22 protein-coding genes and 2 tRNA genes are annotated in these 23,520 nt (G+C 62.9%); 16 read left to right on the forward strand and 8 right to left on the reverse strand.

Features of this window, described 5'->3' with window-relative positions; translation table 11 throughout:
- Positions 1-32: 32 nt before the first annotated feature.
- Both BLT96_RS09825 and BLT96_RS09830 read right to left on the reverse strand, forming a co-directional pair.
- Entirely contained in the window at positions 33-971 is a 939-nt protein-coding gene (locus BLT96_RS09825; RefSeq protein ID WP_090863910.1) for an HAD family hydrolase, read from the reverse strand.
- A gap of 93 nt (positions 972-1,064) precedes the next feature.
- Positions 1,065-2,633, reverse strand: a complete 1,569-nt coding sequence (locus BLT96_RS09830) for a Mur ligase family protein (RefSeq protein WP_090863912.1) — start codon at positions 2,631-2,633, stop codon at positions 1,065-1,067.
- Between the two features lie 73 nt (positions 2,634-2,706).
- Between BLT96_RS09830 and BLT96_RS09835 the strand changes: the two genes are divergently transcribed.
- The 3 genes from BLT96_RS09835 (at position 2,707) to rdgB (ending at position 4,733) form a co-directional block, all read left to right on the forward strand.
- Positions 2,707-2,782: transfer RNA gene (locus tag BLT96_RS09835), tRNA-Val, on the forward strand.
- 443 nt (positions 2,783-3,225) lie between these two features.
- Positions 3,226-3,999: a ribonuclease PH gene (rph, locus tag BLT96_RS09840; protein WP_090863914.1), complete on the forward strand. Its 774-nt coding sequence runs from the start codon at positions 3,226-3,228 to the stop codon at positions 3,997-3,999.
- A 101-nt stretch (positions 4,000-4,100) separates the two neighbouring features.
- Positions 4,101-4,733: an RdgB/HAM1 family non-canonical purine NTP pyrophosphatase gene (gene rdgB / locus BLT96_RS09845; protein ID WP_090846049.1), complete on the forward strand. Its 633-nt coding sequence runs from the start codon at positions 4,101-4,103 to the stop codon at positions 4,731-4,733.
- Positions 4,734-4,747: 14 nt separating this feature from the next.
- Here rdgB and BLT96_RS09850 read toward each other — a convergent pair whose 3' ends face one another.
- Positions 4,748-5,839, reverse strand: a complete 1,092-nt coding sequence (locus BLT96_RS09850; protein WP_090863915.1) for a M24 family metallopeptidase — start codon at positions 5,837-5,839, stop codon at positions 4,748-4,750.
- Positions 5,840-5,960: 121 nt separating this feature from the next.
- Between BLT96_RS09850 and BLT96_RS09855 the strand changes: the two genes are divergently transcribed.
- The 10 genes from BLT96_RS09855 to BLT96_RS09895 all read left to right on the forward strand — a co-directional run bounded on the left by BLT96_RS09855 (position 5,961) and on the right by BLT96_RS09895 (position 14,711).
- A complete protein-coding gene (locus tag BLT96_RS09855) occupies positions 5,961-6,260 on the forward strand; it encodes a Veg family protein (RefSeq protein ID WP_090863917.1) in 300 nt (99 codons plus the stop codon).
- A 37-nt stretch (positions 6,261-6,297) separates the two neighbouring features.
- Positions 6,298-7,236: a 4-(cytidine 5'-diphospho)-2-C-methyl-D-erythritol kinase gene (locus BLT96_RS09860; protein WP_245719272.1), complete on the forward strand. Its 939-nt coding sequence runs from the start codon at positions 6,298-6,300 to the stop codon at positions 7,234-7,236.
- Between the two features lie 14 nt (positions 7,237-7,250).
- Positions 7,251-7,327, forward strand: a tRNA-Pro gene (locus tag BLT96_RS09865).
- A 296-nt stretch (positions 7,328-7,623) separates the two neighbouring features.
- Positions 7,624-9,195, forward strand: coding sequence for a PTS transporter subunit EIIC (locus tag BLT96_RS09870; protein WP_090863919.1), 1,572 nt, complete (start codon positions 7,624-7,626; stop codon positions 9,193-9,195).
- Positions 9,196-9,258: 63 nt separating this feature from the next.
- On the forward strand, positions 9,259-10,608 hold the full coding sequence (locus BLT96_RS09875; RefSeq protein WP_090863922.1) for a family 4 glycosyl hydrolase: 1,350 nt from the start codon (positions 9,259-9,261) through the stop codon (positions 10,606-10,608).
- A gap of 173 nt (positions 10,609-10,781) precedes the next feature.
- Positions 10,782-10,973: a hypothetical protein gene (locus BLT96_RS10630; RefSeq protein WP_157692212.1), complete on the forward strand. Its 192-nt coding sequence runs from the start codon at positions 10,782-10,784 to the stop codon at positions 10,971-10,973.
- Positions 10,974-11,041: 68 nt separating this feature from the next.
- The gene (locus BLT96_RS09880) at positions 11,042-11,806 is read left to right on the forward strand and encodes a MurR/RpiR family transcriptional regulator (protein ID WP_090863924.1); all 765 of its coding nucleotides are present in this window, start codon (positions 11,042-11,044) and stop codon (positions 11,804-11,806) included.
- Positions 11,796-12,461 carry a MurR/RpiR family transcriptional regulator gene (locus BLT96_RS09885; RefSeq protein WP_157692213.1) on the forward strand — a complete coding sequence of 222 codons (666 nt, stop codon included), beginning with the start codon at positions 11,796-11,798 and terminating at the stop codon, positions 12,459-12,461. Before BLT96_RS09880 ends, BLT96_RS09885 begins: the two co-directional genes overlap by 11 nt.
- A gap of 90 nt (positions 12,462-12,551) precedes the next feature.
- Complete coding sequence (locus BLT96_RS09890) at positions 12,552-13,067, forward strand: PTS sugar transporter subunit IIA (RefSeq protein WP_090863927.1); 516 nt, start codon at positions 12,552-12,554, stop codon at positions 13,065-13,067.
- 177 nt (positions 13,068-13,244) lie between these two features.
- A complete protein-coding gene (locus tag BLT96_RS09895) occupies positions 13,245-14,711 on the forward strand; it encodes an ATP-binding protein (protein WP_090863929.1) in 1,467 nt (488 codons plus the stop codon).
- Between the two features lie 377 nt (positions 14,712-15,088).
- Here BLT96_RS09895 and BLT96_RS09900 read toward each other — a convergent pair whose 3' ends face one another.
- From BLT96_RS09900 to BLT96_RS09910, 3 genes are all read right to left on the reverse strand, one after another.
- Positions 15,089-15,742, reverse strand: a complete 654-nt coding sequence (locus BLT96_RS09900; protein ID WP_245719273.1) for an AAA family ATPase — start codon at positions 15,740-15,742, stop codon at positions 15,089-15,091.
- A gap of 136 nt (positions 15,743-15,878) precedes the next feature.
- Positions 15,879-16,262, reverse strand: a complete 384-nt coding sequence (locus tag BLT96_RS09905; RefSeq protein WP_090864350.1) for an ArsR/SmtB family transcription factor — start codon at positions 16,260-16,262, stop codon at positions 15,879-15,881.
- Positions 16,263-16,362: 100 nt separating this feature from the next.
- Positions 16,363-16,812, reverse strand: a complete 450-nt coding sequence (locus BLT96_RS09910) for an arsenate-mycothiol transferase ArsC (protein ID WP_090863931.1) — start codon at positions 16,810-16,812, stop codon at positions 16,363-16,365.
- A 619-nt stretch (positions 16,813-17,431) separates the two neighbouring features.
- Between BLT96_RS09910 and BLT96_RS09915 the strand changes: the two genes are divergently transcribed.
- Positions 17,432-18,418: a D-isomer specific 2-hydroxyacid dehydrogenase family protein gene (locus BLT96_RS09915; RefSeq protein ID WP_090863933.1), complete on the forward strand. Its 987-nt coding sequence runs from the start codon at positions 17,432-17,434 to the stop codon at positions 18,416-18,418.
- A gap of 598 nt (positions 18,419-19,016) precedes the next feature.
- Here BLT96_RS09915 and BLT96_RS09920 read toward each other — a convergent pair.
- Complete coding sequence (locus tag BLT96_RS09920) at positions 19,017-19,793, reverse strand: radical SAM protein (RefSeq protein ID WP_090863935.1); 777 nt, start codon at positions 19,791-19,793, stop codon at positions 19,017-19,019.
- A 245-nt stretch (positions 19,794-20,038) separates the two neighbouring features.
- Between BLT96_RS09920 and BLT96_RS09925 the strand changes: the two genes are divergently transcribed.
- On the forward strand, positions 20,039-21,265 hold the full coding sequence (locus tag BLT96_RS09925) for an iron-containing alcohol dehydrogenase (protein WP_090846037.1): 1,227 nt from the start codon (positions 20,039-20,041) through the stop codon (positions 21,263-21,265).
- 100 nt (positions 21,266-21,365) lie between these two features.
- Here BLT96_RS09925 and BLT96_RS09930 read toward each other — a convergent pair whose 3' ends face one another.
- On the reverse strand, positions 21,366-21,779 hold the full coding sequence (locus BLT96_RS09930; protein WP_090863937.1) for a hypothetical protein: 414 nt from the start codon (positions 21,777-21,779) through the stop codon (positions 21,366-21,368).
- A gap of 272 nt (positions 21,780-22,051) precedes the next feature.
- On the opposite strand from BLT96_RS09930, the gene BLT96_RS09935 reads away from it, so the two are divergent.
- Positions 22,052-23,485, forward strand: coding sequence for an MATE family efflux transporter (locus BLT96_RS09935; RefSeq protein ID WP_245719274.1), 1,434 nt, complete (start codon positions 22,052-22,054; stop codon positions 23,483-23,485).
- Positions 23,486-23,520: the final 35 nt, after the last annotated feature.

Genomic DNA, 23,520 nt, shown 5'->3' on the forward strand with positions numbered 1-23,520 from the left:
CGCCCGCGCCGTCCGCGCCCGCGCCCGGTGCCCTACGACTGCCGCTTGACCGCCAGGATCGTGCGCATGGCCTGGCAGAACCCGTCCGTCGAGTCCAAGGCAGAGACGAACGCGTTGCCGCGGCCGGCGAGCGCGGCCTGGCTCTTGGGGTTGCCCACGCCGTTGCGCATCAGCAGAAACGTGCCGGCGTGCGGCGCCATCGCGCAGTCGGCGGGAGAGTCGCCGCAGCATATGACCTCGGCTGGGTCCCACCCCATGAGCTCGATGTAGCGCGCGGCCGCGCTGCCCTTGTCCAGCCCGCGCGGCGTGATGTGGTACGTATGCACGTCCTCCAGCGTCCCGTCCGACCGGCGCGGCAGGACGGTGTCGCCGGTGACGCGGCTCACGAAGCCGTTATCCGCCAGGTACAGCGGAAGCCCCGTCTCGTCCAGCATTGCCTGGGCCTCGTCCTCCAGCACGGCGCCGCGCAGCCCCACCGTCACCTCGCGGTACTCGAAGCCAATGTTGTTGTCATGATACGTCTCTAGGCAGTCGTACCAGCGGTCGAGCATCCTTCGCACCACGCCCGTCCGCACGATCAGGTCGTGCGGCGTCTGTCCGCAGCCGGGGTCGTACGGCATGTCGGCCGTGAAGTAGCGCCAGTCGCTCGTGGCGCCCTCGTGCAGGCACAGGATGCCGCCCATCTCGCCGATCCAGCCGTCCAGCCCCAGCATGTGCGCGTCCTCGCGCACCATCGCGCGGTTGCGCCCGGTGCACGGGATGACGCTCACGCCGGCGCGCCGCAGGTCAACCAGGGTCTGGGCGAGCTCCACGGAAGGGGTCCCGTCCGTCGCCGCCAACGCCTGCCCGTGGCTCACCATGGTGTTGTCCGTGTCGGTGATTACGTATTTTATGCGCGAGAAACGCTGGGCCATGTCCTCGGGAACGCGTGCTGGGTCAGTGGGGAACGTGGGTAGCGACAGTCCGGGCATGTTGCTCCTCTCGGCCGGCGCCACCGCGTCGGCACGCAAGCCTACCTAAGGAAGGCGGCGCCTCGCCACCGTGGGCAAGGCGCCGCGCACAAGCTACTTGTTGCCGGCCGAGTCGCTGGCTCTTCTCGCCAGCGTGCGCTCCACCGCGCGGCGGAAGATCTCGCCGTCGGTTTCGCACGGCACAAAGCGGTCGCCTTCGTGCTGACGGGTCTCGTCGCCCTTGGCCAGAAGGCACACCACGGCCCCGCGCTCGGACGCAAATGCCAGCTCCACGGCGCGCTCGATGGCGGCCGGCCGGTCCAGGATCACCTCGTGCGCCTGGCCGGCGGGGGTGGCGTCGCTCATCTGCCGGCAGATATCTGCAACGGAGTCGTGCGCGGGGTCCTCCTCGGTGTAGATGAGGTAGTCCGCCCACTTGGAGGCCTCCTGCGGAAGCTCCTGCCGGCGCTCGTAGGCCTTGCCGCCGGGGGCACCAAACACGGCAATCACCTTGCGGCCCGCAAACTCCTTAACGATGGAAGCAAAGAACCGCTGGTAGCTCAGCTTGTTGTGGGCGTAGTCCACAATGGCCGTGACCTTGGGGTCCTCCGTCAGCAGCAGCTCCATGCGCCCGGGCACGCGCACGTGCGAAAGCCCCGCCACAACCTGCTCGCGGCCGATGCCCAGCACCTCGCACATGGCGATGGCGGCGCACGCGTTGTCCACGTTAAAGAGGCCGGGCATGCTCACGGTCACGTCGCCCTCCCAGCTGGGGGTGTGGCACGCAAACGTGACCTGTCCCTCTCCGGAGCGCACGTTTGAGGCCCACACGTCCGCGCCGGCCTCGCGCGCGGCGTCCGTGCAGCCAAACGTCACCACGCGCTCGCAATGGCGGGCATGCTCAAGCACCGCGTCGAGCTCGTCGGTGTCAAGGTTCACCACCGCAGTGCGCGCCTGGTCAAAAATGCGCAGCTTGCTACCAAAGTAATCTGCAAAGTCGGGGTGCTCCACGGGGCTAATGTGATCGCGCCCAATGTTGAGGAAGCACGCGACGTCCAGGCCCAGGTCCACCACGCGGTCGTACTTGAGCGCCTGGCTCGAGACCTCCATCACCAGGTGCGGCAGGCCTGCGTCCGCGGCGTTGCGCACGTGGCGCCACAGGTCGGGGGATTCCGGCGTAGTGTTCACGCTCTCGAAGTGCTCCACGCCGTCGAACGTCTCGATCGAGCCCAGGATCGCCGCCCGCGGCTTGCTGCTGCCGGCGTCCAGGATCTGCTTCAGCATGTAGCTCACGGTCGACTTGCCCTTGGTGCCCGTGATGCCCACCACGTCGATGCTGCGGTCCGGGTGGCCCCACGCCGCGGCGGAGGCCACGGCCATGGCGCGGCGCAGGTCGCTCGCCACAAGCTGCACCGCGGCGGGCGCCACGGCGGCGAGCTCGTCCGCGCGGGCGTCATCGCACAGGTAGGCGACGCAGCCAGACTCGAGGGCGGAGGCAAGGTACGCCGGCTTGAACGCGGCCCCCTTGCACACGAAGAGGTGGTTGGGTGCTGCGAAGCGCGAGTCGCAGTCCGCGCCGGTGACGCGGGTCTGGGCCGTGGCGTCATCCATGTTGGAGACGCGTTCAAGCAGGCCCTGGGTGCTCAGAAGCTGAGCTATGCGCGCAAGAGTCATGGTATCCATGTGGGAAAGTATACGGCAGCTTGCGCCCGAGCCGCCCGCGCGTCCGCACGTGTGATAAACTCACCACGCATCCGGACGGCTGGCGCAGCGGCTAGCGCAGGTGCCTTACAAGCACAAGATCGGGGGTTCGAATCCCTCGCCGTCCACCATTGTCACTCCGGCCGGGCCCGCACGCGGGTCCGGCTTTTTTGTTGCGCGGAGCGCCGGCCCCCGCGTGCCGCGCCGACCGCAAGCCTCACTATCAGGCAGAACTCACTCCTGTCAGATAGTGGCGCCCTCCGTACCCTCACTTTCTGACAGCTTCCTCATCTGTCAGAAAGTGGCGGCTTCCAGCTGGCTTTTCGCTCGTTTTCCACCCCTGAAGCGCTCACTTTCCGTCAAATCTCGCTTCTGTCAGAAAGTGAGCCCGCCCCACGCCTCACTACCTGACAGCTTCCGCACCTGTCAGATAGTGATGCTCCTGGCTCCTCACCTTCCGACAGAACTCACTCCTGTCAGATAGTGATGCCCTCCTGCCCGCGCGGCACCGCCGCCGCACCCTTCGCCCGCGTGGTAGGCTTCTGCTGAAGAACCCCAGCAACAGGAGGAAACGATGGACCAGCACAACAACCCCGCCGCAGGCACTCCCACCGCCGACGCCCCCGCGCCCGAGCGCAGCTACGGCCGCGCCGCCAACCAGATGCGCCCCGTGAAGCTCACGCGAGACGTGATGATGAACGCGGACGGCTCGTGCCTGGCGGAGTTCGGCAACACGCGCGTCATGTGCACCGCCACGGTGGAGGAGGGCGTGCCCGCGTGGCGCAAGGGCTCGCGCGCCGGCTGGGTCACCGCGGAGTATGCCATGCTCCCGGCGTCCACGTCCACGCGCACGCGCCGCGAGTACAAGGGCCGCAAGGGCCGCTCGATGGAGATCGAGCGCCTCGTTGGCAGAAGTCTGCGCGCCGTGTGCGACATGCACCGCCTCGGCGAGCTCACCGTCACGTGCGACTGCGACGTGATTCAGGCAGACGGCGGCACGCGCACCGCGTCGATCACCGGCGCGTGGGTGGCGCTGCACGACGCGCTCCAAAAGTGGGTCGACGCCGGCAAGATCAAGCGCCTGCCGCTCACCGGCCAGGTCGCGGCCATCAGCATGGGCAAGGTCGCCGACCGCCTCCTGCTCGACCTCGACTACCCCGAGGACAGCCATGCGCAGGTCGACCTCAACCTCGTGTGCACGGGCGACGGCGGCATCGTGGAGGTGCAGGGCACCGGCGAGCGCTCCACCATCAGCCGAGAAGAGCTCGACGCCTTGCTCGACATGGGTCAGGCGGGCATCCAAGAGCTCATCCGCCTCCAGAACCAGGTCACGGGCTTCTCTGACTAGCCGCCCCGCGCGCGCCCGCGCTCAGCCGTGCCGCGCCACGCGTCCCGTCTGCCCCGCCCCATGCGCTACCATCGACGCATCCAACAAAAGGAGAGAAACCCATGGCACTCGACATCAGCACGCTCGACCCCGCAAAGACCGTCGTCGTCGCGACGGGCAACCCCCACAAGGTGACGGAGATCGAGGCGATCCTCGCCCAGAGCCTGCCCGGCGTGCGCTTCGTCGCCCTCGGCGAGCTCGGCAACTTCCCCGATCCGGTGGAGGACGGCGACACCTTCGCGCAGAACGCCTACATCAAGGCGGCGGCCGCGCTTGACAACACAGGCCTCGCCATGGCGGTCGCGGACGATTCCGGCCTCTGCGTGGACGCCCTCGACGGCGCCCCCGGGATCTTCTCGGCGCGCTGGGCCGGCGAGCACGGAAACGACGCCGCCAACAACCAGAAGCTCATGCGCCTGATGGAGGGCGTCCCGCGCGAGCGCCGCACCGCGCGCTTCCACTCCAGCGTCGTGCTGGTGGAGCGCGACGAGGACGGCGAGGGCGTCACGCACGGCGAGGGCGACTGCGAGGGCTTTGTGGGCACGGAGCCGCGCGGCGACGGCGGCTTTGGCTACGACCCGCTGTTTTTGCCCAACGACACCCCGGGCAAGACCATGGCAGAGCTTTCCGCGGACGAGAAGAACGCGATCAGCCATCGCTTCCACGCCCTGCAGGACCTCGCGCAGAAGCTGTAGCGCACCCCCGCGCGCTACAGCCCGAGCACCGTCGCCTCGTGGCTGTAGTGGTTCAGCACCTCGCAGCCGTCCTCGGTCACGATCACCAGGTCCTCAATGCGCACGCCCACCTCGCCGGGAATATAGATGCCAGGCTCGATGCTAAAGCACTGCCCAACGCGCACCGGCTCGTCGTGGGTCGAGCTCACGTCGCCCGGCTCGTGGTCCTCAAGGCCGATCTGGTGACCCAGGCGGTGCGTGAAGTACGGGCCAAAGCCGGCGTCCTCAATAATGTGGCGCGCGGTCAGGTCTATCTGCGCAAACGTTACGCCCGGACGCACGATGGCCTCTGCGGCCTCGTTCGCGCGGCGCACGGTCTCGTACACCTCAAGCTGACGCGCCGTGGGCTCGGCCGTAAAGAACGTGCGCGTCATGTCCGAGCAGTACGCGTCCTGCTTGCAGCCCACGTCAAACAGAACCATGTCTCCCTTGTGGAACACGGTGCCGTCCGGCTCGTGGTGGGGGTCCGCCGCGTTCGCGCCAAAGCTCACGATGGGAGAAAAGCTGTGTCCCTGGGCCCCCAGCCTGCGGTACTCGCCCAAAAGGCCCGACGCGATCTGGTGCTCCGTCACGCCCTCGCGCACCTGCGCCGCAAGCCAGTCCATGGCGCGGTCGTTCGTCAGGCTCGCCTGGCGCATCAGCTCCTGCTCGCGCGCGTCCTTCACGGAGCGTGTCGCGTCCACGGCCCACGAGCCCAGCCTAAAGGCGCTCGCCGCGCGCGCGTCCATCAGCGGCAGCAGCCAGTTGGCCACGAGCTTCTTGTCCACGCCCAAGGGCGACGACCCGTCAAGCTCCGCCGCCACCAGAGGCACGGGGTCCTCCGTGTCGTCAAACGTCACCAGCTTCTGCGCCGCACCCGTCGCATCCGGAAACAGCCTGTTGCAAAACATCACCGTGCGCGGCCGCCGCTCGCCGTCGCGCGCCACCAAAAGGCCCAGGAACCGCTCGTACGGCTCCGTGTAATAGCCCGTCAGATACCAAATGGACATGGGGTCGCACACCAGCATCTGCTCCAGCCCCTGGCTTTCGAGGTTCTGAAGCACCCTTTCGATCCTGCTTTCGCTCATTTCAGCTCCTTAAGCCGCGTTTTCCGTGGATATGGTACCAGCGCCATATACTAGAAAGTTGCATGACACTGGGCCGGAGGGCTGTCATGCGCCGCCGGCCGCGTTTTGGAGGTACAGATAGATGGAAGTTGAGGTTCCACCCGCCAATAGGGTAGACCAAATCCGAGAAGAGCTTGTTGCTCTTAGGGGAAGACATCTGCGGGTCCGGGCCAACATGGGCCGCTCTCGCGTTGTCGAGCGCACCGGCACCCTCGTGGGCGCCTACCCCACGCTGTTCGTGGTCGAGGTCGAGGAGCGTCGCGGCCGCAAGGCCCGCCAGTCCTACCAGTACGTGGACGTGCTCACCGGCGCGGTCGAGATCTACGATCCCGACACGGGCGAGCGCCTGTTCGACTTTGGCTTCGAGGATCAGCAGCTGTAGCGTCGTCAGCTTCGGCGCCGGGGAATAGGGTGGTCGCATGTCGCACGTCACGATCGACGCTCCCGTCAAGGTCAACCTGCACCTGGGCATCCACCCCGGGCGGGATTCGCGCGGCTACCACCGCGCGGATTCCGTCATGGTCGCGCTTGGCGTGGGAGACACCGTCACGGTGAGCGCGCTTCCCGAGCCCCCCGTGCGGCCCGCGCCCGCCTCGCGTGCCGAGTCGCCCGCGGCCGATGCGTCCGGCGTCCTTCTCGCCATGAGCGAGGACGTGGGCGTCCCGCCCCAGAAGAACACCGCCTGGCAGGCCGCCGCGCGCCTGCGCAGGGCGTTTGGCATCGCCACGCCGGTGCGCGTGGAGGTGCGCAAGGCCGTGCCGCCGCAGAGCGGCCTTGGAGGCTCGTCCAGCGACGCCGCCTCCGTGATCCTGGCGCTGTGCCGGCTGTTTTCCCTGGACGAGAAGGACCCGCGCATCGTGGACGTCGCGCGTTCCGTGGGTGCGGACGTGCCGTTCTTCCTGAATCTGGCGCCGTCGTACCTGACGGGCGCCGGCGATGTGCTTGCGCAGACGTTTCCCGTGCTCGAGGGGCTGCCCGTGGTGCTGGTTCGGCCGAGTCGGGGCGTGTCCACCGTCGCGGCGTATCGCGAGTTCGACGCGGACCCCGTTGTGCCCGCATCGCCTGCGCCCATGTTGGCGGCGCTGCGCGATGGTGACGCCATGGCCGTGGCGGCTGCGCTGTACAACAACCTGGAGGGCGCGGCTACGCGCCTTGTTCCAGAAATCTTGCGCGTAAAGTCGTGGCTGCAGCGCCGTCCCGGTGTGGTGGCGGCGCAGGTAACAGGGTCTGGTAGCTGTGTGTTTGCCATCTGCGAGACGCATGCGGCCGCCCGCGCAATCGCTGTGCGCGCACAAGATGAGGAAGATTGGTGGTCTTCCGCAACATTTACGGTTGGAAAACGCGCGCATTTCTGTTAGAGTATCAACGCTAACGGGTTGTGGCTCAGCTTGGTAGAGCGCTCGGTTCGGGACCGAGAGGTCGCTGGTTCAAATCCAGTCAACCCGACCACGAATGTCAAACGGCCAGAGGCTTCGGTCTCTGGCTGTTTTTTTGTGCCACGTTTGCCTCCGCGCTTTGAGTTTGTCAAGCCCGGCGTCGAGAACGGTATCGAATGCCGCGTGCGCGGCTTTTTGTTGGACAAAGTTTCCAATGGTTTGGACGAGTTCACAAAGGGGCTAAGTGACAGTGCTCCCACGAAAGAGATTGAGATACTCGCTATAGCTGCAGCGCAGAGAAGTGCGTTCTTCTCCGCTAGATTCACTTTCCAATGAGTAGTGTTCATAAAACTAAGGGGGGACTTTTCAATGAGTATTGATGCTCAGGGTGCCCTGAAGCGCTTCTCCGGCGCAGTTATCAGGCCCGTCTTGTTCCTTGCCGTCGCCGGCATTTTGCTTGCTCTTTCCGTCATTCTCAAGATGGCGGTTATGCCTGCGCCCGTTGTCATGCTTGGCACCATGCTCTACACCTGCGTCAACTCCGGAGTAGTTGGGAACCTTGGCCTTCTGTTCTGTATTGGTCTGACCTGCGGATTTGCTAACAAGAAGAAGGGCGATGCCGCGGTTATTGCAGCGGCCACCTTCCTTGTGTTCCTGTATGCCAACAACACTTGGCTGACTGCGAACAACATGCTTATCCACGCCGACAGTCTCTACGGCACTGGTCAGGGCATGGTCCTCGGTGTGCAGGTCGTTGACACCGGCGTCTTCATGGGCATCATCCTTGGCTGCCTGAATGGCTGGATCTTCAACAAGCTCTGCGACGTTAAGTTCCCTCAGGTTGTTTCCGCCTATGACGGCACCAAGTTCGTGTTCTTCGTCACCATCATGGTGGCTGGCGTACTCGGCGTAGCCATGTGCTACATCTGGCCTGTCGTCAACTCCTGGATTTCCGCTCTCCAGGGCTTCATGCGCGCCGCAGGATACGGCGGAGTCTTCGTCTACGCATTCCTGAACAAGCTCCTGATTCCGACCGGCATGCATCACCTGCTCTGGATGCCCTTCATGTACTCCTCGGTCGGCGGCACCCTCAACGTCGGTGGGCAGACTGTTGCGGGATCCTACAACATCTTCATGGCCGAGCTCGGTGACGTCGCTCACATCTCCGCCATGGACGAGTCCATCCGTTTCTCCATGCTTGGCTTCGGCAAGTGGTTCGGTACCATCGGCTCCGTCCTCGCTTTCATCAGCGTCGCGAAGCCGGAGCACCGTGCTCAGGTCCGCTCCATGCTCATCCCCGCGGCACTGGTCGCCATACTTGCCGGTGTCACCGAGCCTTTCGACTTCATGTATCTCTGGGCGTCACCTATCCTCTACGTCGTCAACTCCGCTCTCGATGGCATCTTCCAGTGCATTCTTTATGCCTTTGGATGGCGCGCACTGCTCACTGGCCTGATCGAGACCATCCCCGGACTCATCGCGCTTCCGGCACGCCTCTCTCACTGGTATGTCGTCATTCCCGTCGGTATCGTGGCAACCTTTGTCTGGTTCGTGGTCTTCCGCTTCCTTATCCTCAAGCTGAACCTTGATACGCCTGGTCGCGAGCTGCTCGAGGGCGAGAGCGAGGACGAGTCCGAGGCCGGCGCGGTGCGCATCGCGGCTGCCGAATCCAAGGCCACGGGTACCGATGCCGTCGCAGATGATGCTATCGAGTCCGTAATCGAAGGCCTTGGCGGTCCCGAAAACATCAAGAAGGTCATGAACTGCTTCACGCGGCTTCGCGTCGACGTGTACGACATGAGCAAGATTGACGACGAGAAGATCAACAAGCTCAAGAACACCGGCATCATCAAGGGCAAGAGCAACGTCCAGATCGCCGTCGGCATGAGGGTCGAAGAGATTTGCGAGGAAGTGAACAAGGTCCTCGGTCGAGAGGACTAGCCCACACTCACCATCCCATTTGGATGTCCAGGTTTTGAGAGATTCATTAAGGAGCTGTTTTACATGGCAGAGAAGAAGAGGTTTGTTGTTGCGATTGCTGGCGGTGCCTCGCGCTACACCCCAGGCATTCTGAAGATGCTTGTGTCCGAGAAGGACAGGTTCCCCCTGAGCAAGGTTGTCCTCTACGACAACGAGGACGTACGCCAGAAGCGTATGGGTAAGTATGCGCGCGTTCTCATGAGCGAGTACTACCCCGAGTGTGAGGTTGTCGACACGCTCGATCCCGAGGAGGCCTTCACCGGCATCGACTTCTGCTTCATGCAGATTCGCGCCGGCCGTCAGGAGATGCGTCGCTCGGATGAGCATATCGCTCTCAAGCACGGGTGCATCGGTCAGGAAACGTGCGGGGCCGGCGGCTTCGCATATGGCATGCGTTCCATTCCCGCCGTCGTCGAGATCATCAAGAACGTAAAGAAATACAGCCCGGACGCATTTGTCCTGAATTACTCGAACCCCGCGGCTATCGTCGCCGAGGCTACCAAGCGCATCTTCCCGAACGACAAGCACGTCATAAACATTTGCGACATGCCCGTCGGAATCATGAATCAATATGCCGATGAGTTGGGAGTCCCACGTAACTCCATTGAGGCGCGCTACTTCGGCCTCAACCACTTCGGGTGGTTCACTGCGGTCCTTGACAAGGAGACTGGGCACGACTACCTTCCGGAGCTGAAGAAGATTTTCTCCAAGCCGCTCCCCGACGACCACTTCACCGACATGGATCCAAGCTGGCGTGAGACGTTCGTCTTCATGCGCAAGATGGTTTCCGAGTGCGCCGACTACTTGCCGAACACCTATCTGCAGTACTACCTGTATCCCAAGCACATGCTCGCTGGCGAGGACCCCGAGTGGACCCGTGCCGACCAGGTTATGGCGGGGCACGAGAAGCAGGTATACGAGATGGTCGATGAGGTCTGCGAGACCGGCAAGATCATGGGCACGAAGTACGGCTTCACCGAGGAGGACCTCAAGGACGACGATCACGCGACCTATATCGTCGACCTCGCATGCGCCCTTGCCTTCAACACGCACGAGCGCTTCCTGATGATGGTCCCCAACGAGGGTATTATTCCAAATCTTACCCAGGGCATGATGGTCGAGGTTCCGTGCATGGTTGGGTCTAACGGTCCCGAGCCTCTGAACGTTGGCGAGATCCCCGCATTCCAAAAGGGCCTTCTCGAGAATCAGTATGCCTACGAGAAGCTGACGGTGGATGCCAACCTCAACGGATCCTATATCGACGCATGGCACGCTTTGACCCTGAACCGTCTTGTGAACGACACCGACACGGCGAAGGCGCTTCTCGACGACCTCATCGAGGCCAACAAGGAATACTGGCCCGAGCTTAAGTAGCAAGTTGGCAGCCATGGTTGGCGAGAAGAGCCGACCAAATCTACCGAGCAAGTTTTCGGACTAAGCCGGAGGGACGAGCACGCGACGCACTCGCACGCTCGTCCCTCCACGGTAAATTGGAGTTGACGGGCATGACTTCTGCAGTTACAGACTTGGTACGCGAGCTTCAAGTAATGTCTGGCAAGGAAAAGGTCTTGGCGATAGTGTTGTTCCTGCTGGGCGGCTTCTATCCCTTGGCGGGATTTGTGGCGTTTGGCATTGGCAAGTGGAAGAAGGCTGCGCGACCGGTCTACGTGCTTCCGTGTGCGGGCGCCATTCTCTCCCTGGCATTGTTTGTGATTCAGTTCTGTACCGCCGTTGCTTAGTAGGCGCTTGAACCGCGGGCGCGTGGTGGTGAGAACGCGGATGATGTTGAGATAGTTGGAGCCTGGAAATGAGCAACGAGACTCTTAGAAAGCGCGGCCACGTCGAAAGCGGGCATGTGCAGACGTTCACTAGGCTCGAGGAGTACATCATTCGTGAGCTGGCGCACCACATCTCCCAGAACGAGGAGGTGTCGCTGACATTCCTGGCCGAGGAGTGCCATGTGTCGAAGAGCACCGTAATCAAGGCGGTCAAGAAGTTGGGGTATCAGGGGTTTGACGACCTCGTTCACAACATCCGGTTCAATGCCCAGACAAGCAGCGGCGTCCTGTTGCCCGGAAAGCTCGTCGAGGGCGACTGCGAGGAGATCGTTTGCAAGCTGGCCGATCGACTGAGGCTTTGTGAAGGCAGAAGAAACTTCATCTTTACGGGTGACCGCAGGACAAGCGACGTCGTGGCCAGATATATGAGCCGGAAACTTGCCATGTTTGACCTGTTCGCGACGATGTCCACCGATTACGCCATGGCCCGCAGGGAGGTGCTTGAGTGCGGTACGGCATTCTTCATCCTGCACCGCGAGCTTCCTCGCAGGGCAGCCCACGAACAGGATGCGGGGTATGGGATGGGGATGCTGCGGTCTGCACGAGACGCGGGCTTCGATATAGTCGCATTCTCTGACGATCCGGACAGAAGGGCGGCGCAGGAGGCAGATCTGTTGGTGCGGATATCCCCAAACGAGGACGAGGATGTCGATCTCTTTGTCCCCAAGACGCTCATGGTGTTTGAGCAGGCGTTGACTCACTATGCTCAACGGAGGTCAGCGAATGGGGAGTGAAGAGAGACAGATAGCCGTCTACAAGGTCGTGCGCGAAGCAGCTATGAAGCACAAACGCGTTACGGTGAGCGAGGTGTCTGAAAGGACCGGCATCGCGCGGTCGACTGTCGCAAATGTCGCAAAGTCACTTGGGTACGAGGGGTGGAGCGACTTCGTTACCAAGCTCGTCCACTACTATGCAGAGGACAGGGCCGAGGGCGGAGCCTTGGGCGAGTGCGTCTCTGTTACCACATCGATTCTTCGCAGGAACAGGGGTCATCTGGTTCTCGTGGACGCGGTCGGGGACGCGGCGGTATGCGTGGACTATCTGCTTGCAAGATTCTCGGAATGCGGCTATTGGGCTGTACCGTTCTATCCCGGAATCGCGGAGCACGACCGTGGCGAGCATGACATTGCGGCACTCATCGTAATAAACGAAAGTGGCATGGCTCTGCTTCCCTCGTGCATTGAGGCGCTAGAGGCGGGGTGTCCGGTCATATCGATTACGGCGAGCCACGACACGCCGATTTCGAAGCTTTCGTCCGTGAACGTGGTCATTAAGAATAACAAGTCGAATACGAGGGACTACAAGCCAAACTACTTTACGGCTGGAGCGCTTGTGTTTCTCGAAAAGGTCATGTCCGCCCTGGAGAGGGCAGAGGGTCGCAGGGCATAAGGCGTGGCGTAGTGCCTGTCCGCTTGGAGGCTGCCTACCCATGGACGAGGACCAAGAAGACGTACTCGCACTAACAGAAAGGAAGAAAGCATGGGGCTTTTTGACAGGATGAAGAGGGGTAAGAAGGGCGTTGACGAGAGGGGCGAGGCGCTTGTGGTGAAGGCCCCGGCCTCGGGCACCGTCGTGCGCATGGAAGATCTGCCCGACCCCGTCTTTGCCGGAGGCATGATGGGCCGCGCGGTGGGCATCCGTCCGGAATGCGGTGAGGTCTTTGCGCCTGTCGACGGCACCATTCTGGCGGCAATGCCCCATGCGTTTGGACTGGCCTGCGAAGACGGCGTTGAGGTCATAGTCCACGTGGGCGTAGACACGGTAGAGATGAAGGGCGACGGTTTCGATGTCAAGGTGAAGAAGGGGCAGACCGTAAAGGCAGGCTCCGCCCTGGTAGCCTTCGATCGGGACAAAGTGGCGAAGGCGGGATACGACGACACCGTCATCATGGCAGTCTCCAACTCGGGCGACCTGGAGGAACAGGGTCGCAGGGTGAAGGTTGCAGAAGCCGAGAATGTTGAAGTGGGTGACACCCTAATCACGGTTGCGCGCTGACTGCGGTTCAAATCCAGTCAACCCGACCACGAATGTCAAACGGCCAGAGGCTTCGGTCTCTGGCCGTTTTTGTGTGCCGCGGTTTATCGCTCCACTTAAGGTGACGACGCGGCTCATATTGAGGGCTAGGTAGTGCTGTAGAATATCTGGAACTATATTTTCGGACGACGGGGTCTCATGGGTACCGATGTTGATATTGCGCTGCTTGTGAAGGAGCTATGCCATCACGACGCCGAGACAGAATGGATTGAGTTCAAGACGAACAACTCGGATGCTGAGATGATTGGCCAAAGGATAAGTGCGCTAGCTAATTCTGCTTGCAGGCTGGGTATACCTACGGCGTATATGGTTTGGGGCGTCGATGATAAAACACATGACGTCATTGGTAGCTCCTTCCGATATCGGCTTGAAAAGCGGGGCAATGAGGAGCTTGAAAACTGGCTCCATCATCAGTTGACAGACAACGCGTCATTCGAGTTTGCAGAGGACGTAGTGTGCGAAAAGCATGTGACAGTTCTTATGGTGCGGGCGGCCTTTTACCATACCGTTGACTTCGAACGAGTTCCTTACATTCGGGTGGGAAGCTACACCAAGAAGTTGCGGGAGTATCCTGCCATAGAATCAGAGGTTTGGAGTCGAATTACAAAATCGGACTTCGAGAGCATTGTGGCCAAGGGAGGTCTGACTCTTCCTGATGCACTGTCTTTGCTTGACTTTCCAAAGTACTTCGATTTGCTTGGGGCGCCGATGCCGCAGTCACGAGACGAAGTTGCGCACTACCTCTGCGATGATGAAATAATTCTGCGTCAGGATGATGGGCGCTATGCTGTGACGAACCTTGGCGCAATTCTGTTGGCCAAGAACCTCAAAGACTTTCCTACGGTTGCGAGGAAGGCATTAAGGCTCGTTCAGTATAAGGGGCGAGGTCGGAGCGAGATACTCAGAAGCAAAGACTACGAAGGCGGTTATGCTGTTGAGTTCGAGTCGGCAGTCGAAATGATAATGGCGCTTACACCCTCAAAAGAGGACATTATTGGTGCAGTGAGGGTCCAAACAACCGCCTATCCTGAAAGGGCAATTCGTGAGATTCTCGCTAATGCGCTCATTCATCAGGACCTTACGGTAACTGGTAGCGGGCCCGTCGTAGAGGTGTTTTCCGATCGCGTAGACTTCACCAACCCAGGGACGTCGCTTGTGGATCTTATGCGGTTGGTTGACAACCCTCCGAAATCACGAAACCAGAAGCTTGCGAGCCTGATGAGACGGTTTCGTTTTTGCGAAGAACTCGGAACCGGTTGGGACAGAATCATCTCTTCGTGCGAGGCGCTGTATCTCCCGGCGCCCAAGGCTGTTGAATATGAGGGGGCGGGCGGCAGCGTGAGAATTTCCCTGCTCGCTTACGTGCCCTATCGTTCGATGAGCCTACGGGATCGCGTTATGGCTTGCTACTGGCACGCTTGCATTTGCTTCACGAACGGCGAGGCTATGACCAACAAATCGCTTCGCTGTCGTTTCGGAGAGGGAGGCCCCAGCTCCTCGACCGTCTCGAAGCTGCTGGCGACGGCGGTCGGAGATGGCTTAATAAAGCCGGTCGACCCTGAAACCGCTCCGCGATATATGCGTTATGTTCCCGCTTGGGCGTAAGACTAACTTTCCCGTAACTTTCCTAGGGAGTTTGTCGCTTTATAAATCCGCAGGTAGAAGGACTATCTTTAGACGTCCGATTCTTCTCGTAACTTTCTTGGCTACGAGCGGACATATGCTTGGCAACGGCCATGAATTCTCAATCCTAACTTTCCTTAATTTTCTCAAACGAAATGCATGAACCAGAAAAAACATATCAGTGGAACTAATACATCTAATATGCAGAAACATGGGTGATGCGCACTTTCTTTTTCAATCTGGGCTAGGAGAGCATGGACCGAAAGGCGTGCGGCGATCACACAAGGTATGCCTTTGCTCCGTTTATGGAAAGTGCGTCAAGCCGAGGCAATTGCTTGGCTCTCGAACGAAATCACACCTTAGGCAGCAAGTAGTGCGAGGTTCGATTGCCTTTTTGCCAGCGCGCGGCGTACGCGGCCACGGCGGCGGGCATGCCGCCGACAACCTGGTAAAGGCGAAACGGGCCGCAGCGCCTCCTGGTGGGCGGGGTACGGCTCGAGGCTGAGGGCGTGGGAGCGTATCGCGTCTGCCATCTGCTCTTCTCCCACGGCCCAGAGGAACTCCTCAAAGGTCATGGGATGCATGGTCTCTTGTCGGACCCCGCTGGGAAACGGGAGGTGGCGCCTTCTGGTGGCGACGCCCAGTTGGCTTCCCGTGCCGCAGATGCGCCAGCCGGAGCCCGAGAAGAACCGGAGCGAGTTGAGCGCGTGCTCGCACAGCTGGACCTCGTCGAACAGGACGAACGCGGTCTCCTTGGACAGTCTGACGCGCTTGTAGTCTGCCACGCGGGACATTATTGCGTCGACGTCGCTTGTGGGGCCGCCGAACAGGGGCGCGATCAGGTCGAGGTCGGTCTGGAAGTCGAGCTTGACGAACCCGTCGCCGGCAAGGCGGCGTCCGACCTCCTCTGCGGCGTACGTCTTGCCGGTGCGCCTTGCACCTCTGATGAGGAGCGGCCTAGGATCTTGACTCTGCCACCAGCCTTCGATTGTTTGCTCGAACCCTCTGCGCATGGCGACTCCAAAATCGTGTACTTGAGATACACGAAATTTCGCAAAATCATGTACTCCGAGTACACGAAATTTGCCGCGACAGGATATTGCCGCGGCAAGACATGCGCAAGCTTGTAGTTGAGGCGCCTTGGCCGTGCTAGTTGCCGCCGCAGCCACAGTCGCACGGGGCGTCGCGTTTGCACGCATCGGCACAGCCGTCCGCGCACGGGCCGTTGGAGACGGAGGCGCCGTCACCCGCGCTGTCCGCGGCGTCCGCAAGCAGGCCAAAGGCCGTGGACACCTCGCGCGCGATTGCGGCGTCCACGGAGTAGTGGCACCAGCGGCTGTCCTTGCGGCATCGCACGAGGCCGCTGTCGCACAGGACCTTCATGTGGTGCGACAGCGTGGGTTGGCTGATGTCCAGACCGTCCAGCAGGTTGCAGGCGCACACCTCTCCGTCGCGCTCGAGCGTGCGCACGATCGCGAGGCGCCGCGCGTCCGCGAGCGCCTTGAAGATCGTCCTCAGCTGGTCGTCTGTCATGTGGCTTCCCATCCGTCCTTCCGTTGTGCCCCCGTGCGGCGTCGTGCCCAAGGCCGGCGTCGCGCCCAAGCGGCGTTGCACCCCGCGGGGGCGGCGCAATCTAGGCGCGCGCGATCTTCTCGCCCAGCTCGCGCAGGTGCCAGACGATGGCGTCGGCGCAGTCCTGGTAGGCGCGAGGCGAGCCGCCCATGGGGTCCTGCAGCCCCCAGTCCTCTCGGTGCGCGCACGGCAGGTTGGGGCAAGACACGCCACAGCCCATGGTAACAAGCCAGTCCACGCGCGGCAGCTGGGAAAGCGGCTTGGGGTGCAGGCCGCTCGTGCCGACGCCACGGCGCGCGAGCTCCGCGAGGGCGCCCTCGTCCACGTGGCTGGCGGGTTCCGTTCCCGCGGAAAAGATCTTTGTGCCACGGGGCAGCAGCCGCCTCGCGAGCGCCTCTGCCATCTGGCTGCGGCACGCGTTGTGCGTGCACACGAAGGCGACGGTGGGGCCGTTCGCGGCGCCGTCCGGCGCGGGGCCCGTGGCGAGGTCGATCGCTTTGGCAGGGCGCATGGTTCTTCTCCCTAGGTAGAGGTGACAATCAATGCGCACATTCTAGCAGCGTATTGGTAGCGCTCGGCGGACGCGGGCAAGAAGGTCGCGCCGCCTTTGTTGCGGACATTGCCTGCGGCATGTGAGTCGCGCCCGACGCCGCCAGGCGGGGCGCGACGAACGGGGTGCGTTCGCGACGAACGGGGTGCGTTCGCGACGAACGGGGTGCGTTCGCGACGAACGGGGTGCGTTCGCGACGAACGGGGTGCGTTCGCGACGAACGGGGTGCGTTCGCGACGAACGGGGTGCGTTCGCGACGAACGGGGTGCGTTCGCGACGAACGGGGTGCGTTCGCGACGAACGGGGGTGCGTTCGCGACGAACGGGGTGCGTTCGCGACGAACGGGGTGCGTTCGCGACGAACGGGGTGCGCTCGCGACGAACGACGCTGCATAGCCTGCCAACGTTAACGGATGGGCACGCTTCGCGTGCGGCGCGGCGCGTCAACTAAGATGGTGCCATGTGCCGCGGGGAAGGCCGCGGCGGCAGGCCCACGTCCTGCGCCTGCGTCCCGCCAGAGGCGGCGCGCGCGGTAGCCGGGTGCCACGGCGGGCCGTCAACTACCTGGGGAGGATCTTCTGATGAGGCTTTTTGCCTATGCGCTGCGCGAATACGACGAGCTTGGTTACATGAAGGAAGCTGCAAGCCAGCTTGGCTTCGAGTTCGACTGGACGAGCGAGTATCCCACGCTTGAAAACGCCCACCTTGCCGCGGGGCACGACGCGCTCTGCATCATCACCAACCCCATGCCGGCGGAGCTGCTCGACGCGTTCTGGGCGCAGGGCGTGCGCTACCTCTCCACGCGCACCATAGGCTACGAGCACATCGACGTGGCCCACGCGCGCAAGCTGGGCATGCGCGTCTCCAACGCGCCGTATCCGCCCGAGGGCGTGGCCAACTACGCCATCATGCTGCTGCTCATGGCGCAGCGCAAGGTCAAGCTGCTGGCACGCCACTCGATCGCGCAGGACTTTGGCCTGCACGGCAAGCTGGGCAAGGATATCTCCACCTCCACGGTGGGCGTCATCGGCACGGGGCGCATTGGCTCCACCGTGGTGCGCCACCTTTCCGGCTTTGGTTGCAAGATTCTTGCGTACGACCCGTACCCCAACAAGGAGGTCGCAAAGTACGCAACCTACGTGGACCTGGACACGCTGCTTGCGCAGGCAGACGCAATAGCCCTGCACGCGCCCGGTCTGGCCGAGAACTACCACATGCTCGACTCGGCGGCGTTTGCCAAGATGAAGGACGGCGTGGTGCTGGTAAACGCCGCACGTGGCATGCTGGTGGACACGGAGGCGCTGGTTGCGGCCGTCGAGTCCGGCAAGGTGGGCGCGGCCGCGCTCGACACCATAGAGAACGAGGCCGACCTCTATTACCGCGACCTCAGCCGGGACGTCCTGCCCAACCGAGACCGCAGCGTGCTGATGGCGTTCCCCAACGTGATCGTGTCCCCGCACATGGCGTTCTACACCGCGGAGGACGTCCGCGCGATGATCTTCAACTCCGCCTCCGCGCTGCTGGCGTTCAGCCGCGGGGAGGACACGCCCTTCGAGGTCCGCGCGTAGGGACGCACGTAGGTGCCCACAGGGTCGTACGCCATCGACCGTATAGCTTACGGCGTGGCCCGGGGCGACATGGCTCCCGAATCCATCGGGAGTATCCTTTGGCTCCATGCCCCATGACGGTAATCCGGCGTGAGGCATTTGGCATGTACCGTCAGTTTGAGATAGCTCGTGACCTCTGGGGGCCGACGTAGCGAGATGGGCGCTACGCCTGGAAGCCGTACGAGCCGAGGGGAATCTTGCTGACGCCGTCTGCTGTACCCAGGACCCGGAGCGGGTGATGAGGACGCGTACGACGCCGCGACTATGATGGCGTTCCCGTACGAAGTCATGGTAGAGGAAGGGGACGAGGTCGCGGAGGAAATTGTCCAAGGTGCAGGCTCCTGAGGAGCTGCCGCCCACGACGGTGCGCTTTGCCTGCGGGTGCCGGGAGAGGAACTGCGCCATGTCGCTCTGACGAGACCCACCGCTACCTTTGGTGCCGTTCGGACGCGACACCAAGTTGTACTCAACATACTGAGTAAATTTACTCAGTATGTTGAGAAGTGCAGGTAGATGGCGAAAAAGACAAGGCAAAAAGGCTGCGGCGTTGGTGCCGGAGCTAGTAGGAGACCTGGCAGCGGATGCCGGCGGCGCGGACGCGGTCCGCGATGGCGTCCATGGTCTCGCGGCTGGCCTTGCGGAGGTCTGGCGCGGGGGTGTCGCGCGCGATGGTGTAGATGGTGGCGTACTGCGGCGCGATGCGCTTGATGTCTTCCAGCCACTCCGTCACCTGGTCGTACGAGGTGTTGGAGACGTCGTGGCCCTCGAACGTGCCCTCGAGGAAGATGGTCTGGACGATGACGTGGCCGTCGTAGGCGGCGTAGGCCTGGACCTGGTGCTCCACGGAATAGGGGACGTTTGGCCGGTCAATCGCGCGCGCGAGGGCGTCCGCGTGGGCGTCGAGCTTGAGTATGTTGTCGTCCACCTTGAGCAGGGCGTCGCGGACGGCGGGCCTGTCCGCGAACGTGCCGTTTGAGAGCACGGCGATCTTGGCCTGTGGGGCGAGCTCGTTGCGCAGCGCGATCGCGGCGTCGACTGCCTTGGGGAAGATGGGGCTTGCCGTGGGCTCGCCGTTGCCGGCGAAGGTGATGACGTCTGGCAAGTCATCGTCTGCGGCCATGAGCTCGAGCGAGGCGCGCAGCCCCGAGGCGACGTCCTCGAGCGTGGCATAGCCGTCGCGCGTGCGCCGCTGGGAGTTGAAGCCGTTTTCGCAGTAGATGCAGTCGAACGTGCAGATCTTGCCCGTCGAGGGCATGAGGTTCACGCCGAGGGAGACCCCGAGGCGCCTGCTGCGGACCGGCCCGAAGACGGGACTGTCATTGAGGAACGTGGCCATGTTCTTCTCGCCCTCCCTGCGCGCGGAGTGCCGCGTGGCGAGTTGTCCACTGATTGATGGACAACTATTTTCAATAAAGTTTGCCCATTGGATGGGTTCAATTCATTTTAATGCTTCATTCGGCAATATTTAGGACATTATTGCCGAATAGTTACCGACGAGGGCGGTGGAATGTGATATGCCTACGTGTGTACGGAAACCAGCCCGTCGCATGAGGTGTCGGGCGCAAGCGTAGGGAGCTTACTATGGGCCGTTTTACCAACCCGCGTGATCTGTACTTTGGCGAGGGGTCTCGCCACGAGGTCAAGAACCTGAAGGGCAAGAAGGCCGTCATCGTGTCCGGCGGACACAGCATGCGTCGCGGCGGATTCCTTCAGGACATCCAGAAGGACCTGGAGGACGCCGGCTTCGAGGTGAAGCTGTTTGAGGGCGTCGAGTCCGACCCGTCCGTCGAGACCGTCATGAAGGGCGCCGCCTTCATGCAGGAGTTTGGCCCCGACTGGATCATCGCCATCGGCGGCGGCTCGCCGATTGACGCCGCGAAGGCCATGTGGATCAAGTACGAGTACCCCGAGTGCACCTTCGAGGACATGTGCAAGGTCTTTGGCATCCCCGAGCTGCGCCACAAGGCCCACTTCTGCGCGATCAGCTCTACCTCTGGCACCGCTACCGAGGTGACCGCGTTCAGCATCATCACGGACTACCACAAGGGCATCAAGTACCCGATCGCAGACTTCGAGATCACGCCTGACGTGGCCATCGTCGACCCCGAGCTGACCTACAGCATGCCTGCCAAGCTGTGTGCGCACACCGGCATGGACGCGCTGACCCACTGCCTCGAGGCGTACGTCTCGACCGCGGCCTCGATGTTCACCGATGCCGACGCCCTGCACGGCATCCGCGAGATTCACCACTGGCTGCCGATTTCCTACACCGGCGACAAGGAGGCCCGTCAGCACATGCACGAGGCGCAGTGCCTTGCCGGCATCGCGTTCTCTTCTGGCCTGCTGGGCATCGTGCACTCCATGGCGCACAAGACCGGTGCCGCCTTCGAGAACGGCCACATCATCCACGGCTGCGCGAACGCCATGTACCTGGGCAAGGCCATCCAGTGGAATTCCAAGGACTCCCGCGCCAAGGAGCGCTACGCGTACGTTGCCAAGGAGATCCTGCACCTGCCGGGCGAGACCGACGACCAGCTTGTTGACTCCCTGGTCCAGGAGATCCGCAACATGAACGACAAGCTGAACATTCCGCAGGGCATCAAGAACTACGCGAACGGCGGCGTGAAGGCCGACGCCACGGGCGAGCCCGTGATGGTCTCCGAGGCCGAGTTCAAGGAGAAGCTGCCGACGATCGCCGCGAACGCCGCGCTGGACGCCTGCACGCCCGAGAACCCGCGCGAGACGAAGCCCGAGGACTTCGAGAAGATCCTGACCTGCTGCTACTACGACGAGCCCGTGAACTTCTAGCGAGTCGCGCGGCCGCATAGGCCGAGGTTGAACGAAAGGGGAGCCCGCCGGCGAGTGCCGACGGGCTCCCCTTCTGCGTGCGGGTGGCGCGGGGTAGGCGCTACGCCTGGGCGAGGAGGTCCGCCGCCTTGGCGCTGCCGGCCTCGAGCGCGCCGAGCGCGCGGTACATCCACTCCGTGCGGGCGGGGTCGAGCGACGCGGCCTCCGCGGAGGTGGCGAGGTCGACGACCTTCTGGGCGAGCTGGGACTGCTCGGCGGAGAGCGCGTCGACGTCTGCGGCCTGGTGGGCGGTGACGCCACGGTGCTCGCTGACGTGCTGGACAAAGCCGAGGACGTCCTGGGCGGTGCCGGCCGCCGCGGCATCGTCGCCGTCTGCATAGGTGCGGATGGCGTCGACGATGACCTGAGCGGGCGTGCCGCAGGGGACGAAGCCGGGGACGGCGTCCATGGCCTCGGTGATGGTGGCGCCGAGGGCGACGACGGCGCCGGCGAGCTGCTTCTTGGAATCGGACATGGGGGTTCTCCTTCTGCGCGGGGGTTCACGTTGACCGTACTAGGATATGACACCTCGACGCGCACATTGGCGTTGCCACGAGATAAACGCTACATTTTCTATAACAATTTGGACGACGGGGGCGCGTTCTTCTCGCCCGGTAGTTGTGCCGTGGGGATTGTGCCGAGGGGATACGCGGCGGAATCGTGCGGTATCGTGGTGGGGGTGAGAGACGAGCAGTGGCCGGCGCTGCGGTTGCCGGGCTGCGTGGAGCCGAGGGGAAGTCCTGTCGGGTGGAGAAGACGCACGAGGCCGGGGAGCCGGAGCAAGCCGGCGCGACGGGAGGTCTGAGCGGCACGGCCGCGCGGAAGTATCGCCAGATGACGGAGAGTCCCATTCCGAGGCTGGTTCTTTCGCTTGCCTGGCCTTCCATCGTGTCGAACCTGGTGACCACGGTCTACAACCTGGCGGACACGTTCTTCATTGGGCAGATATCTACCTCGGCGGAGGGCGCGATCGGCGTGGCGTTTGTGGTGATGACGCTGATCCAGGCCGTCGGGTTCTACTTTGGGCAGGGGACGGGCAACGCGATGTCGCGCTACCTTGGGATGCGCAACCAGCGCATGGCGGACACGATGGCGTCCGTGGGCGTGACCGCGTCCTTTGGGTGCGGCGTGGCGATCGCCGTGCTGGGGCACGTGTTCTTGGCTCCGCTGTGCGTGCTGGCGGGGTCGACGCCCACGATTCTGCCGTACTCCCGGACGTACATCGGCCTGATTCTGGTTGGCGCGCCGTGGATGTGCGCTGCGCTGACGCTTAACCAGCAGCTGCGCTTTGAGGGCGAATCCGCGTACGCAATGGTGGCGTTTGTCTCTGGCGCGGTGCTGAACTTTGGGCTGGCGCCGCTTCTGATATTTGTGGCGGGCCTGGGGATCGCCGGCGCGGGCCTGGCGACGATCATCTGCCAGTTCTTGAGCTTCTGTCTGCTTCTGGCCGGCATGCAGAGGAGCCACGTGGCACACCTATCGCTTGGGGCGCTGGCGTGGGGGCGCGACCTTGCGCGCGAGGTGAACAACGGCGGCCTGCCGTCCCTGGCCCGGCAGCTGGTGGGCGGCTTCGCGATTACGGTGCTGAACAACGCCGCGCGCCCGTTTGGAGACGCGGCCATTGCGGCCATCGCCATAGTGCAGCGCATCGTGAGCTTTGGCAACTACATCCAGATCGGCATTGGGCAGGGGTTCCAGCCCGTGTGCGGCTACAACTACGGCGCGGGGCGCTACGAGCGCGTGCGCGAGGGGATGCGCTTTGCGCACCGCGTGGCGTTTGGGATCGTCGCTATGGTGTGCACGCTGACGTTCGCGTTTGCGCCTGAGATCGTGACCGTGTTCAGAAACGACCCCGAGGTCATAAAGATCGCAACCGTGACGCTGAGGTTCCAGAGCGTGACGCTTGCGCTGACCGGCGTGGCGATGATCACGAACTTTGCCCTGCAGACGACGGGCCGCATGTGGCGGGCCACGTTTTTGGGGTTGTGCAGGCTGGGACTTGCGCTTGCGCCTTCCGTCGCGATCATGTCGCGCCTGTTTGGGCTTGCGGGCGTGGAGGCCGCGCAGTCCGTGGCAGACGTCATCACGGTGAGCGTCGCCATCCCGATGACGATCGGGCTTGGCCGCGAGCTGCGCGATCGCGAGGCCAAGGCCGAGAAGGACGGCGCTGCCCGGGCGTAAGGGGCGGCCGGTGGCGAGGGGACGCGCTCTTCTCG

The organism is Parafannyhessea umbonata, from assembly GCF_900105025.1.
GTDB classification, from domain to species: Bacteria; Actinomycetota; Coriobacteriia; order Coriobacteriales; family Atopobiaceae; genus Parafannyhessea; species Parafannyhessea umbonata.